This is a genomic window from Mesorhizobium sp. M0571 (genome assembly GCF_040320985.1).
Taxonomy (GTDB): Bacteria; Pseudomonadota; Alphaproteobacteria; order Rhizobiales; family Rhizobiaceae; genus Mesorhizobium.
The window spans coordinates 95879-110171 of sequence record NZ_JAMYQT010000015.1 but is presented as its reverse complement, the minus strand read 5'-3'; the positions used below and the strand labels follow the sequence as shown (position 1 = coordinate 110171).

General features: G+C 62.9%; 15 protein-coding genes and 2 pseudogenes. 8 read left to right on the top strand and 9 right to left on the bottom strand.

Annotation, left to right across the window (positions count from 1 at the left end; genetic code table 11):
• Positions 1 to 286 precede the first annotated feature (286 nt).
• The gene (locus NKI85_RS19165) at positions 287 to 499 is read left to right on the top strand and encodes a hypothetical protein (RefSeq protein ID WP_352524046.1); all 213 of its coding nucleotides are present in this window, start codon (positions 287 to 289) and stop codon (positions 497 to 499) included.
• 12 nt (positions 500 to 511) lie between these two features.
• On the opposite strand, the gene NKI85_RS19160 is transcribed toward NKI85_RS19165, so the two are convergent.
• Entirely contained in the window at positions 512 to 781 is a 270-nt protein-coding gene (locus NKI85_RS19160; RefSeq protein ID WP_352524048.1) for an usg protein, read from the bottom strand.
• A 352-nt stretch (positions 782 to 1133) separates the two neighbouring features.
• Between NKI85_RS19160 and NKI85_RS19155 the strand changes: the two are divergent.
• From NKI85_RS19155 to NKI85_RS19140, 4 genes and pseudogenes are all read left to right on the top strand, one after another.
• A pseudogene (locus tag NKI85_RS19155) lies at positions 1134 to 1447 on the top strand (co-chaperone GroES).
• A 45-nt stretch (positions 1448 to 1492) separates the two neighbouring features.
• The gene (groL, locus tag NKI85_RS19150; RefSeq protein WP_352524050.1) at positions 1493 to 3124 is read left to right on the top strand and encodes a chaperonin GroEL; all 1632 of its coding nucleotides are present in this window, start codon (positions 1493 to 1495) and stop codon (positions 3122 to 3124) included.
• 104 nt (positions 3125 to 3228) lie between these two features.
• Positions 3229 to 3444 carry a hypothetical protein gene (locus NKI85_RS19145; protein WP_352524052.1) on the top strand — a complete coding sequence of 72 codons (216 nt, stop codon included), beginning with the start codon at positions 3229 to 3231 and terminating at the stop codon, positions 3442 to 3444.
• Positions 3441 to 4082, top strand: coding sequence for a DUF982 domain-containing protein (locus tag NKI85_RS19140; RefSeq protein WP_352777447.1), 642 nt, complete (start codon positions 3441 to 3443; stop codon positions 4080 to 4082). Before NKI85_RS19145 ends, NKI85_RS19140 begins: the two co-directional genes overlap by 4 nt.
• Before the next feature lie 165 nt (positions 4083 to 4247).
• On the opposite strand, the gene NKI85_RS19135 is transcribed toward NKI85_RS19140, so the two are convergent.
• The 5 genes and pseudogenes from NKI85_RS19135 to NKI85_RS19115 all read right to left on the bottom strand — a co-directional run bounded on the left by NKI85_RS19135 (position 4248) and on the right by NKI85_RS19115 (position 9729).
• A complete protein-coding gene (locus tag NKI85_RS19135) occupies positions 4248 to 4745 on the bottom strand; it encodes a GNAT family N-acetyltransferase (protein WP_352524056.1) in 498 nt (165 codons plus the stop codon).
• Positions 4742 to 5758, bottom strand: coding sequence for an ABC transporter permease (locus NKI85_RS19130; protein WP_352524057.1), 1017 nt, complete (start codon positions 5756 to 5758; stop codon positions 4742 to 4744). The genes NKI85_RS19135 and NKI85_RS19130 overlap by 4 nt, the downstream gene beginning before the upstream one ends.
• Positions 5755 to 7332 carry a sugar ABC transporter ATP-binding protein gene (locus NKI85_RS19125; protein WP_352524059.1) on the bottom strand — a complete coding sequence of 526 codons (1578 nt, stop codon included), beginning with the start codon at positions 7330 to 7332 and terminating at the stop codon, positions 5755 to 5757. Before NKI85_RS19125 ends, NKI85_RS19130 begins: the two co-directional genes overlap by 4 nt.
• 92 nt (positions 7333 to 7424) lie before the next feature.
• Positions 7425 to 8375 carry a substrate-binding domain-containing protein gene (locus NKI85_RS19120; protein ID WP_352777509.1) on the bottom strand — a complete coding sequence of 317 codons (951 nt, stop codon included), beginning with the start codon at positions 8373 to 8375 and terminating at the stop codon, positions 7425 to 7427.
• Between the two features lie 347 nt (positions 8376 to 8722).
• Positions 8723 to 9729: pseudogene (locus NKI85_RS19115) on the bottom strand (aldo/keto reductase).
• A 407-nt stretch (positions 9730 to 10136) separates the two neighbouring features.
• Here NKI85_RS19115 and NKI85_RS19110 point away from each other — a divergent pair.
• Complete coding sequence (locus NKI85_RS19110) at positions 10137 to 10727, top strand: hypothetical protein (protein WP_352524063.1); 591 nt, start codon at positions 10137 to 10139, stop codon at positions 10725 to 10727.
• Positions 10728 to 10835: 108 nt separating this feature from the next.
• Positions 10836 to 11060 carry a hypothetical protein gene (locus tag NKI85_RS19105; RefSeq protein WP_352524064.1) on the top strand — a complete coding sequence of 75 codons (225 nt, stop codon included), beginning with the start codon at positions 10836 to 10838 and terminating at the stop codon, positions 11058 to 11060.
• A 229-nt stretch (positions 11061 to 11289) separates the two neighbouring features.
• Here the strand turns inward: NKI85_RS19105 and NKI85_RS19100 are convergent, their stop codons facing one another.
• From NKI85_RS19100 to NKI85_RS19090, 3 genes are all read right to left on the bottom strand, one after another.
• On the bottom strand, positions 11290 to 12084 hold the full coding sequence (locus NKI85_RS19100; RefSeq protein WP_352524066.1) for a tetratricopeptide repeat protein: 795 nt from the start codon (positions 12082 to 12084) through the stop codon (positions 11290 to 11292).
• Complete coding sequence (locus NKI85_RS19095; protein WP_352524067.1) at positions 12041 to 12361, bottom strand: OmpA family protein; 321 nt, start codon at positions 12359 to 12361, stop codon at positions 12041 to 12043. The genes NKI85_RS19100 and NKI85_RS19095 overlap by 44 nt, the downstream gene beginning before the upstream one ends.
• 163 nt (positions 12362 to 12524) lie before the next feature.
• Complete coding sequence (locus tag NKI85_RS19090; protein WP_352524069.1) at positions 12525 to 13622, bottom strand: hypothetical protein; 1098 nt, start codon at positions 13620 to 13622, stop codon at positions 12525 to 12527.
• 212 nt (positions 13623 to 13834) lie between these two features.
• On the opposite strand from NKI85_RS19090, the gene NKI85_RS19085 reads away from it, so the two are divergent.
• Complete coding sequence (locus NKI85_RS19085; RefSeq protein ID WP_352524071.1) at positions 13835 to 14059, top strand: hypothetical protein; 225 nt, start codon at positions 13835 to 13837, stop codon at positions 14057 to 14059.
• The last annotated feature ends 234 nt before the right edge of the window (positions 14060 to 14293 follow it).

Genomic DNA, 14293 nt, shown 5'->3' with positions numbered 1-14293 from the left:
CTGGTTCCGCCGGCCCCATTTCGGCGACCGGTGCCTTCGATCTGGTTATTGTCCGCCGCAAGTCAAGACCCGGTGGCTTTCGCGTTACCGGTTTTGTTGTTGTCGGCGCTGTCGACCAAGCCGCCAATCTCCCCTTGCGGGCCCTTGAGGGGGAGACTGGCTGTTTCGCCGGCCGGCTTCAATCGCCAGCGCTGACTTCCGCGGCCGGTTATTGTCTGTCGCAGGTCAAGACCCAGATTCTTCTGTTGCCGGGCTCCATTCCCGGCACTCGCAGATGGAGCTGACCATGACACGCGACGAGATCATTTCTGTGCTAGGCCCGGTCGACGACGCCATCATTGCCGACATCGCGGCGACGGACGGGACGGTCCAGGAGCTGCGCGAGGCCCTGGCCTGGATCGGCGCCGACGAGGCGCTGGTGAACGAGGGCCGCCCGCTGCCGACGGCCAGGGTGGCGACGCTGATCGAACTGCTGCAAGGGCCGGACGACGAGGAATAACCGGCTTGCTCTTCAGTGGACGGTGATAATGCCGTTTACGGCCCGCCATTCGGAGGGCTGGATCAGGTGTTGATGGGCGACACGCACCGAGTGCAGCGGGCCTTCGATCTCGCGCTCCCAGAAATCGAGGAAATGCTTCAGCGTCGGGAAATCCGGGGCGATATCGTATTCCTGCCAGATGTAGAGCTGCAGCAGGCTGCGATGGTCGGGCAGACGGTAGTGGATTTCTGCCGTCGTCAGGCCAAACCCTTGCATCTGGAGCTGAAAGTCCCTGCTGGTCATGGGTCTTTCCTTTCCAATGAACCTCAGTCTGCAAAACGCAACGGGTTCAACATAGGTTCCAGTCGCCGCGAGCGGCTCCGGAACGAACACGATTTTGTGGAAAATTGCCCGAAAATTTCAAGCATCATTGTGCCAGCAACGGCAAATGTACGAGCAATTACAGAACATTGGCACTCTCTTGCTTCGAGTGCTAAAATTTTTATGCGATCCTCTTGAAAGCTGAAAAAAGCGCGACTAGTTCGTATGTGCGCGATGCCTGATGAAGGGTCGCGCACCGTCGCGTCGGCCGCCATCGCCGGTCGACTGCGAAGGGAGGTCCAAGAAAACCTGTTTGTCCTATGAGGAGAACGACATGGCGTTCCGTCCATTGCATGACCGTATCCTGGTCCGCCGCATCGAGGTCGACGAGAAGACCGCGGGCGGCATCATCATTCCCGACACCGCCAAGGAAAAGCCGCAGGAGGGCAAGTGATCGCCGCCGGTCCGGGCGCGCGCGACGACAGCGGCCAGCTGCAGCCGCTCGACGTCAAGGTCGGCGACCGCATCCTGTTCGGCAAATGGTCCGGCACCGAGATCAAGCTCGACGGCGAGGACCTGCTCATCATGAAGGAAGGCGACGTGCTGGGCGTGATCGAAGCCACCGGCGAAATGCAGAAGGCCGCCTGAGCGGGCCTAGTCAGTCTAAGCTGACTGTTTTGAAGGGATTATCCAATGGCTGCCAAAGATGTGAAATTCCATACCGAAGCCCGCGAGAAGATGTTACGCGGCGTCGATATCCTCGCCAACGCGGTGAAGGTGACGCTCGGTCCCAAGGGCCGCAACGTCATCCTCGACAAGCAATTCGGCGCCCCGCGCATCACCAAGGACGGCGTTACCGTCGCCAAGGAAATCGAGCTTGAGGACAAGTTCGAGAACATGGGCGCGCAGATGGTGCGCGAGGTCGCCTCGAAGACCAGCGACACCGCCGGCGATGGCACCACGACCGCGACGATTCTTGCACAGGCGATCGTCAGGGAAGGGGCCAAGGCCGTCGCTGCCGGCATGAACCCGATGGACCTGAAGCGCGGCATCGACAAGGCGGTCGACGCCGTCGTCGCCGACCTGAAATCCAATGCCCGCAAGGTCACCAGGAACGACGAAATCGCCCAGGTCGGCGCCATCTCTGCCAATGGCGATGCCGAGATCGGCCGCTTCCTCGCCGAGGCGATGGAAAGGGTTGGCAATGAGGGCGTCATCACTGTCGAAGAAGCCAAGACCGCCGAGACCGAGTTGGAAGTGGTCGAAGGCATGCAGTTCGACCGTGGCTACCTCTCGCCTTATTTCATCACCAACCAGGACAAGATGCGCGTCGAACTCGAAGAACCCTATGTGCTGATCCACGAGAAGAAGCTCTCCAACCTGCAGGCCATGCTTCCCGTGCTCGAAGCCGCCGTGCAATCCGGCAAGCCGCTGCTGATCATCGCCGAGGACGTCGAAGGCGAGGCGCTGGCGACGCTCGTCGTCAACAAGCTGCGCGGTGGCCTGAAGGTTGCAGCCGTCAAGGCGCCAGGCTTTGGTGACCGCCGCAAGGCGATGCTGGAAGACATTGCCATCCTGACCGGCGGCACGGCGATCTCGGAAGACCTCGGCATCAAACTCGAGAACGTCACATTGGAGATGCTCGGCCGCGCCAAGAAGGTGCTGATCGAGAAGGAAAACACCACCATCGTCGACGGTGCCGGCCGCAAGGATGAAATCCAGGCGCGCATCAGCCAGATCAAGGCGCAGATCGAGGAAACCACCTCCGACTACGACCGCGAGAAGCTGCAGGAGCGGCTGGCCAAGCTGGCCGGCGGTGTCGCCGTCATCCGCGTCGGCGGCTCGACCGAGATCGAGGTCAAAGAGCGCAAGGATCGCGTCGACGACGCCATGCACGCCACACGCGCGGCGGTCGAGGAGGGCATCCTGCCCGGCGGCGGCGTGGCGCTGCTCAGGGCGGCGACGGCGCTCGACAATATCGAGGTCGACAATCCGGACCAGAAGACCGGCGTCGAGATCGTGCGCCGCGCGATTGAAGCGCCGGTCCGCCAGATCGCCGAGAACGCCGGTGCCGAAGGCTCAATCATTGTCGGCAAACTGCGCGAGACGGCCGATTTCGGCTATGGCTGGAACGCGCAGACCAACGAGTTCGGCGACCTCTACAGTCAAGGCGTCATCGACCCGGCCAAGGTCGTGCGCACTGCTCTCCAGGGCGCCGCTTCCGTCGCCGGCCTGCTGGTGACGACCGAGGCGATGGTGGCAGAGAAGCCGAAGAAGGAAGCTGCCGCACCGGCCATGCCCGGCGGTGGCGGCATGGACTTCTAAGGTCAGGCTTCCGAAGCGGGACCTCGAAACGGCAGATGGACCGTGTCCGGCAAAAAGCGGGCACGGTTTTGCCGGTCCGGGACTGATGCTGAGCAGGTGTTGCCATGGATATGACGGACAGTTTTGGGAAGATCGCGGCGCCGACCCGCCCGAAGAACGATTTCAACTATGAAACCGATTGTAGGACGGCGCTGGCGCCTTTGGTCGATGGCTTGCTGGATATGGCCGAGTCGGCCGGCTGGGATCGCCGCAAGGCGGCCTACACGCTGATGTTTTTGTCGGCTCAACGCCTAGGGGCCGGCAAGGAGGAGCACAAATGATCGCGGCGCGGATGCGCGATTGCCTGCGCCTGTTGCGGTGGTCGGAAACCGATTTCGCTGAAGAGGCGGGATACCCGGTAGCCAAGGCAAGGGCGTGGCTCTACGGGCGCGAACATCCGCCGCTGGGCGTGGCGGCCTGGCTCGAGGCGCTGGTCAAGATGCACCGGTTGCTGCCGCGGCCGGGCACGCCGCAGTCCGTATTGCATCCGCCGATCGACGCCGTCTTGGGGACGGCCCTCGAGGATCGAAGCGCCCGTGCAGTTGAGCTCCGAAAGGATCCGATTAAGCCAGGAAAGGAGAGTGTCATGGATCGTGCTTCCTTCGACAAGCCGGTTACCATCCTCACCGGCCTCGGTACGCCGACAAAGATAGAAAGCGCGGCTGAGGCTTATGCGCTTTTGGCTGAGTGGCCGGCAACGAGCCGGACGGCCGCGCATGACATCGCCGCCAAGGCCTGCCGGGCGGCAATGGAAGGAGAGATCGACGGCGACACGGCGCGCGCCACCTTCGTCGCCTTCGCCCGCCGCAACGACCTGCTTGCGCCGCAGACGACCAGGATGGTTGCCGGCGAGACCGTTGCTGGCGCGACGGTTGCCAACTGGACAACGCGCCCACAGCGTGTCAACGCCCTGGCGTGAGCGGTCGGAGAAGTCGCCGAAGGCGACAGAGGGGGTCGGAATGTCCTGGCGCAACGCCCTGTGGGACGAAAGAGGAGGTTGGCGCTTCACGCGAGGCGACCCCCCTCTGGCCTGCCGGCCATCTCCCCTCGAGGGGGAGATTACGCGCTCAGCCGCTTTCGCTTGCTAAGCCCGTGGCAGCAGCCGGCGCATAATCAGCGAGGGGTGGCCGCCCACACCATGCGCGGCCGCCCTGCGCTCAACCACTTCGAAACCGTGCCTGCGATAAAAGGCGATTGCCCGGTCGTTGCCCTCGATCACCTCCAGCGCGAGGCTGGGAATCCCCGCATGCGCGGCAAGAACCGCGTGCAAAAGATCGGCTGCCAGCCCGGTACCGAACTCGCTTTTGTCGACATGAAGCCGCTCGAGCATGACCTCGCCCTGGTCATTCATGGCCGCCATGGCGTAGCCGGCGATAGAGCCATCAGCCCGTTCGGCGACGAACGACATCTTGTTGTCGTCCCCGAGCTCGGCCGCCAGCCGCTCCGGCGCGTGCTTCTCATCCGACAGCCGTGCCGTGGTCTCGGCACCCAGGATCGGTGAATAGGTGTGGCGCCAGGATTGGCCCAGCAGCCGCGACACCGCCGGCACGTCCTGTTCGGTCATGGTTCTTATTTGGGTCACCGCCTTACCCGCGATTTCAGCCAGCGGTCGAAGGCCACGGCGAGGGTGAGGATCAGGCCGATGACGATGCTTTGCGTGTAGGACGAGACGTTGTTGAACTGCAGCCCGTTCTGCAGCACGCCGATCAGCCCTGCACCCACCACCGTGCCGCCGACGCTGCCGATGCCGCCGAACAGTGAGGTGCCGCCGATGACGACCGCCGAGATCACCGTCAGCTCGTAGCCGATGCCGGCGACGGCTTCGGAGGAGTTGAGCCGCGCCGACAAAACGAAGGCGGCGAGGCCGGCGAAGAAGCCGACGATGATGTAGACCGAGATCAGGATGCGGTCGACCCGCAGACCGGAGAGCCGCGCCGCCTCGGCATTGCCGCCGACGGCATAGACGGCGCGACCGTAGCGGGTGTAGCGCAGCACGATGTGGCAAAGGATGGCCGCAATCGCGAAGATGATCGCCGGCACCGGAACCGGACCGATCAGCCCGGTGCCGAACCAGCGCATCGAGGCGTCGAAGCCGGAGATCGGGCCGCCATTGGAGATCGTCAGCGTCAGGCCGCGAAACACGGTGAGGCCGCCGAGCGTGACGACGAAGGGCGGCACCTTCAGCCTGGTGATGGCAAAGCCCTGGACGCTGCCGGCGACGGCGCCAACGATGACGGCTGCGAGAAGAGCGGCGAACCAGCCATAGCCTTGCGTGCCCGTTGTCGACAGGGACAGCGTGTTGGCGGTGCCGCCCTTGGCCACCACCGCCGCGACCATGCCGCAGAAGGCGAGCAGCGAGCCGACCGACAGATCGATGCCGGCGGTGAGGATGACGAAGGTCATGCCGAGCGCGATCAACCCGGTGATCGAGATCTGACGCATGATGTTGAACAGGTTGATAGGGTCGATGAAGCTCGGCTTCAGCACGGTGAAGACGACGATCAGCAGCGCCAGGAACATTAGCGGGCCGAAGCTCATCAACAGGCGCGCAATATTGATGCCGCCGCGCTGGCTCCGTTCGGTCGCGCTGGTCATAGCGTTGCTTCCTGCTTCTGGTCGAGCGCCATCAATTCCATCAGTTTTTCCTCGGTCGCCTCGATGCCGGGCATCTCGCCGGTGATGCGACCGCGCCGCATGGTGACGATCCTGTCCGACACCGCAAGCACTTCGGGCAGTTCCGAAGAGATCATCATGATGGCGATGCCGCGCGCTGCGAGCTGTACCAGGATCTGGTGCACCTCCGCCTTGGCGCCGACATCGACACCACGCGTCGGTTCATCGACGATCAGCACCTTCGGGTCGCGCGCCAGCCAGCGGGCAAGGATGACTTTTTGCTGATTGCCTCCCGACAATCCCTCGATCGCCTGCTCGGGCGAGGCCATGCGGATCGACAGCGTCTTCCTGTAGTTCGCCAGCGCCTCGCGCTCGCGCCGCTCGGCCATGAAACCGGCGGCATTGGAGTAGCGGTCGAGCGCGGCGACGGAAAAATTGGTGAGGATGCCGAGTGCGGCGAAGATCGCCTGGTGCTTGCGGTCTTCCGGCACGAGACCGATTCCGAGCTCGATGGCGTCGGCGGGTGAGGCCGGCGCGATCGGCTTGCCGTCGAGCATGATTGTGCCGGCGGCAATGCGGTCGGCACCGAAGATGGCGCGGGCGAGCTCGGTGCGGCCGGAGCCGACGAGCCCCGCGACGCCGAGGATCTCGCCCGCCTTGAGGTCGAGATCGACGCCTTCAAGCACGATGGCGTGCGGCGCCTGCGGATCGCGCACCGTGCGCAGGCCGCGCACCGAGAGCCGGACGTCGCCGGCGACATCGCGCAGCGTCGGTCTCGCATAGAGCTCGGACGCGGCGCGGCCAACCATCTTCTCGATGATCTTCGGCAGCCTGATCGGTCCGCCCTCACGATCGAGCTGGCCGGCCAGCCTGCCGTCGCGCAGCACCGTCATGCGGTCGCAAATCGCCGATGCCTCCTCCAGCCTGTGGGTGACGAACATGATGGCGACGCCATCCCTGCGCAGCCGGCCCATAATCGCCATCAGCTTCTGCACTTCGGTTTCGGTCAGCGCCGAGGTCGGCTCGTCCATGATGATGAGACGGCTCTTCAGCGACAGCGCGCGGGCGATCTCGACCAGCTGCTGCTCGGCCACGGACAATGCCGAAACCGGCGTCGCCGGGTCGAGGTCGAGGCCGACGCGGGCGATGATCGCGCGTGAGTCTTCCACCATCTTTCGCCAGCTGACCAGCCCGAACCGGCCGAGCGGCGCACGGCCGATGAAGATGTTTTCCGCCACGGTCAGCGTCGGGATCAGGCTCAGTTCCTGGTAGATGGTGACGATGCCGAGCCGTTTGGCGTCCTGCGGGTTGTGCGGGCTGAATTCGATCCCGTCGAAGACGATGCGGCCGCTGGTCGGCGGCATCACGCCGGAGAGAATCTTGAGCAGCGTCGACTTGCCGGCACCGTTCTCGCCGAGCAGGCCGAGGATCTCGCCGGGGTGGACTTCGAGCGAAACGTCGCTCAGCGCGGTGACGCCGGCGAAGTGCTTGGTCACGCCCTCGACGGTGAGCAGGGCGGGAGATGGTGAAGGCGCTGGGGCTTCGGCTGGAGACAAACAGTCCTCCCGATTGGGGTCGATCGTTCCGATTTATACAAGTCGGCGGGACAGCGAGGGGCGCTGTCCCACCGGCTTTTGCCAATTGCAGCCTACTTCGTCTCGCCCAGCCTTTCAGCCTTGTCGAGATTGTCTTTGCCGATGACGATCGGCGTCAAAAGCACCAGCTTTTCCTTCGGCTCGGTCTTGTCCTTGGCGTAGGCGACCGCGATCTGCACCGCGGTGCGCGACTGCTCGCCGGGGAACTGCTCGACCGTGCCGGCCAGCTTGCCGTCGCGCACGGCGACCAGTGCTTCGGGAAGCGCGTCGAAGCCGTAGATCTTGACGTCGGTGAAGTTGCGCGCCGCGCAGGCTTCAACCGCGCCGAGCGCCATGTCGTCATTGGCGCAGATGATCGCGTCGGGCTTGCCGTTAGCGGCAAGGCCGGCCTCGGTGACGGAGAGCGCCTCGGCGCGGTCGAAGTTGGCGGTCTGCTCGAAGATGATCTGGTACTTGTCCTTCATGGGATCGAGGACGTTGTGCACGCCCTTGTTACGGTCGATAGCCGGCCCGGCGCCGGGCTGGCCCTGCAAATGGAAGATCTTGGCGCCGTTCGGGAACGCCGCCACCATAGCCTGCGCTTCGGCCTCGCCGCCCTTGACGTTATCGGCGCCGACATGGGCGAGGATGCCCTCGACGCCCTCAACGCGGCGATCAATGGTGACGACGGGAACGCCGGCCTTCACCGCTTCTTCGATGGCCGGGGCCAGCGCGTTGACGTCAAGCGGCGAGATGACGATGGCGTTGACCTTCTGCACCAGCGCCGCCTCGATGTCGGCGGTCTGCTTGGGCGCCGAGTTCTGGCCGTCGCTCTCGACCAGGTTGACGCCTTGCGCCGCAGCTTCCGCCTTGATCTGGTTCAGCATGTGCACGAAGAACGGAAAGCCGAGGCTCGGCACCGAACCCAGGATGGTCAGCTTGTCCTGGGCGAAGGCCAGTTGCGGAGCGGCAAGCGCCAATGTGCCCATCGCCACGGACGACAGCAGAAATTCACGTCTGTTGATCAATTTAGTCTCCTCCCAGATGAGCGCACGACCCCGAAACCGGAATAAGTTTTCCGGAAGGTTCCTTGCGTCGATTCAAAAATGGAGTGTCCTTTGAGCGCCCAACTCGCTTTGAAGGGACGCAACGGCGCTCCAGCCGGTCCACCGCGACGTTTCTCCTCCGCTCGGCGCCGGCGGGCGGATGCTAGCCAAGGCCGGAGCTTTGCGCAAGAACGAGTGGCTCCAGGTGGATTGGCGCGCAGCGCCAAGACGGTTGGGGGTGTTGGACGAAGCGCAGTTTGTGCCAAGCTGGAGCACCCCTCATCCGACCTTCTCCCACAAGGGGAGAAGGGAAGTCTCTCGCCAGCCTACCGATCGATCATCACCATGGTGCGCTCGCCGTAGCGCGGCCCGGCGACCTTGCCCGGCGCCAGCGCGTCGTCCAGCGTCGCCATCTCGGCGGCGTCGAGCTTGAGCGAAGCCGCGGCGACGTTCTCTTCCAGGTATTTTCTGCGCTTGGTGCCGGGGATCGGCACGATGTCGATGCCGAAGTCGCTCCCCTTGTGCAGCAGCCAGGCCAGCGCGATCTGGCCTGGCTTGACGCGCTTGGCCGCGGCGATGTCGAGTACCATGGCTGCCGCCTGCATGTTGGCGTCATAGTTGGCGCCCTGGTAGCGCGGGTCGCCGCGCCGGTAATCGCCCTCAGGATACTCTTCGGCGCGCCTGACGTCGCCAGTGAGGAAACCGCGGCCGAGCGGCGAGAACGGCACCAGGCCGATGCCGAGCTCCTTCAGCAGCGGGATGATTTCCGGCTCCAGATTGCGCTCCCACAGAGAATATTCGCTCTGCACGGCCGACACCGGATGCGCCGCATGTGCCCGGCGGATGGTGGCGGCACCGGCTTCCGACAGGCCGAAGAAGCGGACCTTGCCCTCGGCGATCAGCCTGCCGACCGCGCCGGCCACCTCCTCGATCGGCACCGCCGGATCGACGCGGTGCTGATAGAGGAGGTCGACATGGTCGGTGGCGAGCCGGCTCAGCGAGCCTTCGACAGCCTCGCGGATATGCTCGGGCCGGCTGTCGCGCTCGGTGCCGATCTGCTTGCCGTTTTCGATGCGGAAGCCGAACTTCGTCGCGATCGTCACCTCATCGCGCCGGCCCTTCAGCGCTCGGCCGAGCAGTTCCTCGTTGGCGAACGGCCATAGACCTCTGCCGTGTCGAAAAATGTGCAGCCGAGTTCGATGGCGCGGTGCAGCGTGGCGATCGACTCCGCCTCGTCGGCCGGGCCGTAGGATTGGCTCATGCCCATGCAGCCGAGACCGATCACTGATACTTGCAGCCCCTGGCTGCCGAGTTTGCGTGTGCTCAACGTCATCTGAAGTTCTCCGGGGTCGGTGTCGCAATCCAAGCCGCCAGGTTCCATATAGCGCGCCGGTTGGGTTTCCACAGCCGATAGCTGACCGGCCGTTTGATCCAGGTCAAAGTGCGCCGCATCGATGCGCTTATAGTGTCCGCTGTCTTGGGAAGGACGCAAGGAGGCGGGTGGTCCGGGCCGGAAGGGCCACAAGCAGCTAGCTTCGGACCACCCGTGGCCTTGATTGATGCGATCGCCGGTGGTGGGTCAGTTTGAAATCTGTGACGCAAGATAATTCCCGGTTACGCCGTCTGCCCGCTTGCGTGGCGTACTCGCCTACCATTGGCCCTGGGTAAGTTGCGCGTGACAGTTGGTTGGCAAGGTATATCATACTGACGGATGATGGTTTGAGCGTTGGGAGGTGGCAAATGCGCGTATTCTCTCAATTCGCCCTACGGACTGCCCAAACGCTCGCACTCCTGCTGCTCACTCTCACACTTGCACGCCCAGTCAGTTCACAAACCACGGCGCCCGACGACACGATCCAGGTCATTGCTCAGCAGCAGAAAGTGATCAGTCAAACATACAAACTGGAAAGGGCCGGCGAGGCGGTCATGTATCTGGAAACTCTTGCGCTGCTCGCAGCCTATGGCGACTGGTCGCGCTATGACAGCACCGGTGGAGGAGTGAGGTTAGAAAACACTAACCTTATCGAAACCGTGGAACGACTAAATCCGGTACTGATCTACGCAAAGAAAGCAGTACAGCGAAACAAAAGCGTGTCTGAGGACGAACTGAAACGGTTTTCAGATATCTACCTTAATGTCGAGACTTTACGCGCCGTGGCAAATGACGTGCATGACCTGCTTGCGGACGGCAAGATCGACGAAGCCAACGCTCTCTATCGCGATAAATCGATCCCCTTGATAAACGCGATAAAGCGAGATTCATACACATTGATTTCGAGCTTCGAGAAGAAGATTGACAAAGCTGCGCTTCAAGCCCGTCTCGCCAAGTAGGAAGCACTGACCCACTACCCGATCGCCACCTAAATTGACAGAACACGCCGTCTCCGCCATCTTGAAGAGAGCTGCGTCAGCAGCCTCAGTTCGGTGTATGGGCGTGTCATGGCCAGTTCCGCTACCAGCCAAAAATCCAAGCGCGCCGCGGTGCGCAAGGCGCTCGACCGCCACAAGGTCTACATCACCGCGCAGCGTTTTTCAGCCGGCGGCTACAGCGCGCGGGTGCTGGTCGACGGCGAGGCCTATTGGGTCGACGAGTTCCGGCTGGGCCAGCTGCAGCAAGGGCTTTCGCCGGACGAGCTCGAATTGACGCCGGCCACCGACGATTGAGTTGGCGCAACATCGGCCTGCCGCATGCTGACAAAATGATTCAAGAAATGCGGATCATCCAGCGACCCCATGCGCTCGGATTTTCGGCTTGTCGCTCCAAGCGCCATCGCTTCATCCGCCCGATTGCTATGACGCCAAGCGCGAGCGAAGCGGGAGGTAATTCAGCCGGAAGGACTACACTGGCCGGGTACGGCGTGGCTGGCGAAGTCGGCCGCCGTAAATCAGACCATCAGTTGGCAGCAGTGCGCATATAAGACCAATCGCTGGCAGCGTAGCGGCCACCCCTTCGTGCCACGGCGAGCACGCGCCATGCGAAGGCTCCCTTATGACTTGAGAGAGCCACGTTCAGGCTCGAAATATCGACAAAGCCGGAATAGATTTCACTTGAACCAGATGGCACAAGTGCTAGCAACTCCACGAAGAAGCGCACTCCCGCTGGTTGCTGGCGTGCCGTCCACACTAGCTCGACACTATTTGCGCTGGAGCCAATCAACTCGCCATATGTAGGCGCGATGAGTATTGGAGCGGAAAGCGTAGCGGCCTTTGCGCCACCAGAGCGAATGGCAGTCAGGCGCGCGCGAGCAGCCGGGAGACCGGATGCTTTGAACCACGCACGGGCGAGATCGACGTTTTGCGGAACGCCTTGCCCTGCCTCGTAAAGCTGGCCGAGATTATATGCCGCTCTTCGAATGCCATGAGAGGCCGCACGCGCATACCATGTGGCGGCTTGCGCCATATCCGGGGACACGCCGCGGCCGCTGTCAAGCATGATGGCAACATTGAATTGTGCTTCGGGCAGACCCGCTTCTGCAGCACGGCGGTACATGTCGAAGGCGAGCCGAGCACCTGTCGGCCCGCCCATCAAGTCTTGTCGCAGTGCCTCGCGAAACAAAGCACTCGGATCCTCGGCGCTAGCCGGCGTCACCGACTCTGCTAACGCGAGCAATAGACTGGCCGCGGTCACGAAGCGGCACACGGCGTTAGCGCCAGGTGATCTCGACACGACGGTTTTCAGGTTCGGCAATACCCTCTTCGGTCGGAACCGCGAGTTCTGTTTCGCCTTTCGCCAGGACCTGGAACCGGTCGACCGGAAGTCCGCGATCGAGCAAAGCTTTCAGCACCGCTGTCGCCCTGCGCTGAGAAAGCAAGAGGTTCTGCGCTGGTGTTCCGGCACGATCGGCACTGCCAGCAACGATCATGACTTGCGGCTTGCCCTCGTTGAAGGCGCGAGACGCTTGATCGAGGACTTCTCTGTCCTTGGGAAGAATTGTGCTGCTGCCGGTGCCGAAATGGATGACCAATGGGGCCGGTCCACTTTGTGGTTTCGCGCTTTCCGGCGTCGCGGGCGAAGGCGGATCTGTTTGCGCGAAAGCAGATGTGCTTCCCAGCAGGACAATAAAGGCGAGATGGCGAACAAAGCAACTGAGGTTCATATCAGGCTCCTGTTTTGCGCTACCTTACTAGTTACCGCCCGATTGCCACTTCGATAGTTCCGGGGCGGGGGAGTGAACCATCGTCCGCAAATGCGCGCTGGATGAGTGTAGCTTCCACAAGCCCAGCCGCTATACGCTCTGCGCTTGGTCGATCTTCATTATAAAAGTACATGACTTCGTTTGCCCGAGAGCTTGTGGGTGAATTGCCAGATTTTACGACGTCGAGCCCCTGGGCTCGCAGACTCCGCTCAAGGGTCGCCGCTCGTGTCCGCGCGGAATCGCGGTTACGCGCAAAGCGCAGAATGACTCGTGGAGTTGTATCTGGGGGCAGAACGATATCAGGCGATGTGCCGATGGTTGCGGTAGACTGAGGCTGAGACGACTCTTGAGGCTGAAATGCTTCAGCAAACTGCTTTTCAAGGCGATCCATCTGCTTTTCAAGGCGATCCATGCCGGCATGATTGTCCGTCGCCTGCCGCCGCAATTTCTCGATCTGAGCCACGAGCTCGGACCGCTGGCGATCGAGCGCATCCGGCGGAGGCGCCCGGGCGGCTTCGCTCACCTGCGTCCGCAGCTGCGCCAGCTCCGCGCGGTCGGCGGTCGCGTCCTGCCGCAGCTTTTCGATCTCGGCCACGAGCTCTGCCCGCTGGCGATCGAGCGTAACCGCATCCGGTGACGGTGCCCGGGCGGCTTCTCTCACCTGCGTCCGCAGCTGCGCCAGCTCCGCGCGGTCGGCGGTCGCCGCCTGCCGCAGCTTTTCGATCTGAGCCACGAGCTCGGACCGCTGGCGATCGAGTGCGGCCGCATCCGGTGACGGTGCCCGAGCGATGTCGCTCACCTGCGCTCGCAACTGCGCCAGCTCCGTGCGGTCGGCGGTCGCCGCCTGCCGCAGCTTCTTGATCTGAGCCGCAGTCGAGAGCGTAATTGTCGCGCCGACGATCAACATACTAGCCAAGAGTATTTTTTGCCAGTTGACCCGAAACCAGCCCCTGGATTTCAGCAACTCGGCGCCGCTTGCAGGTGGAACCGCAGCTTTGAGGCCAATGTCTGTCCGTTTTCCGTTCGTCAAAAAAGCGACCTCGGTCGGGGGCTTGCTATCCCGCGACGCCAATTGGAAGACGTGCACCACGAGCCTACGCATAAATTCGAGCTTTTAGCTTCATCCATTCGAGGGATGCTTCATCCAGTCCGGGGAAGTGTCACGTCCTGATATATGGACGTCGGGCACTATGCCCCGGCGGTCGTGGGACGCTCGCTCGCCGAAATTGACACGACACCCCGTCTCAGCCATCCTTGAGCCGGCCGTCTTGTCTTGCGGCTCTGCGTGTATGAGCAAATTGCATGGCCAGTTCCGCTACCAGCCAAAAATCCAAGCGCGCCGCGGTGCGCGAGGCGCTCGACCGCCACAAGGTCTACATCACCGCGCAGCGTTTTTCGGCCGGCAGCTACAGCGCGCGGGTGCTGGTCGACGGCGAGGCCTATTGGGTCGACGAATTCCGGCTCAGCCAGCTGCAGCAGGGCCTGTCGCCGGCCGAGCTCGAATTGACACCGGCCACCGACGATTGAGCGGCGTGACCTCCCATCCTTCGTCATCCCAGGGCGGAGCAGGAGCGAAGCGACGTCGCGGAGACCTTGGGATCCATGCCGCGATCTATGAGTGTTCCCGCGGTGCAGAATTGCTGGCGGGCGCGTAACGCCGATGACGAAATCACCCGTGTCCGGCCTGAGTTCTTCCCCGCTTTGCCTTACGGCAAATGTCACGGCATGGATCCCAGGGTCTCCGCTCCGCTTCGCGTTCGC

Excerpts from the sequence above, each read along its gene's own strand:
- groL (WP_352524050.1), top strand. The coding sequence starts at position 1,493 with ATGGCTGCCAAAGATGTGAAATTCCATACCGAAGCCCGCGAGAAGATG.
- NKI85_RS19110 (WP_352524063.1), top strand. The coding sequence starts at position 10,137 with ATGCGCGTATTCTCTCAATTCGCCCTACGGACTGCCCAAACGCTCGCA.
- NKI85_RS19145 (WP_352524052.1), top strand. The coding sequence starts at position 3,229 with ATGGATATGACGGACAGTTTTGGGAAGATCGCGGCGCCGACCCGCCCG.
- NKI85_RS19160 (WP_352524048.1), bottom strand. The coding sequence starts at position 781 with ATGACCAGCAGGGACTTTCAGCTCCAGATGCAAGGGTTTGGCCTGACG.
- NKI85_RS19130 (WP_352524057.1), bottom strand. The coding sequence starts at position 5,758 with ATGACCAGCGCGACCGAACGGAGCCAGCGCGGCGGCATCAATATTGCG.
- NKI85_RS19085 (WP_352524071.1), top strand. The coding sequence starts at position 13,835 with ATGGCCAGTTCCGCTACCAGCCAAAAATCCAAGCGCGCCGCGGTGCGC.
- NKI85_RS19165 (WP_352524046.1), top strand. The coding sequence starts at position 287 with ATGACACGCGACGAGATCATTTCTGTGCTAGGCCCGGTCGACGACGCC.
- NKI85_RS19140 (WP_352777447.1), top strand. The coding sequence starts at position 3,441 with ATGATCGCGGCGCGGATGCGCGATTGCCTGCGCCTGTTGCGGTGGTCG.
- NKI85_RS19105 (WP_352524064.1), top strand. The coding sequence starts at position 10,836 with ATGGCCAGTTCCGCTACCAGCCAAAAATCCAAGCGCGCCGCGGTGCGC.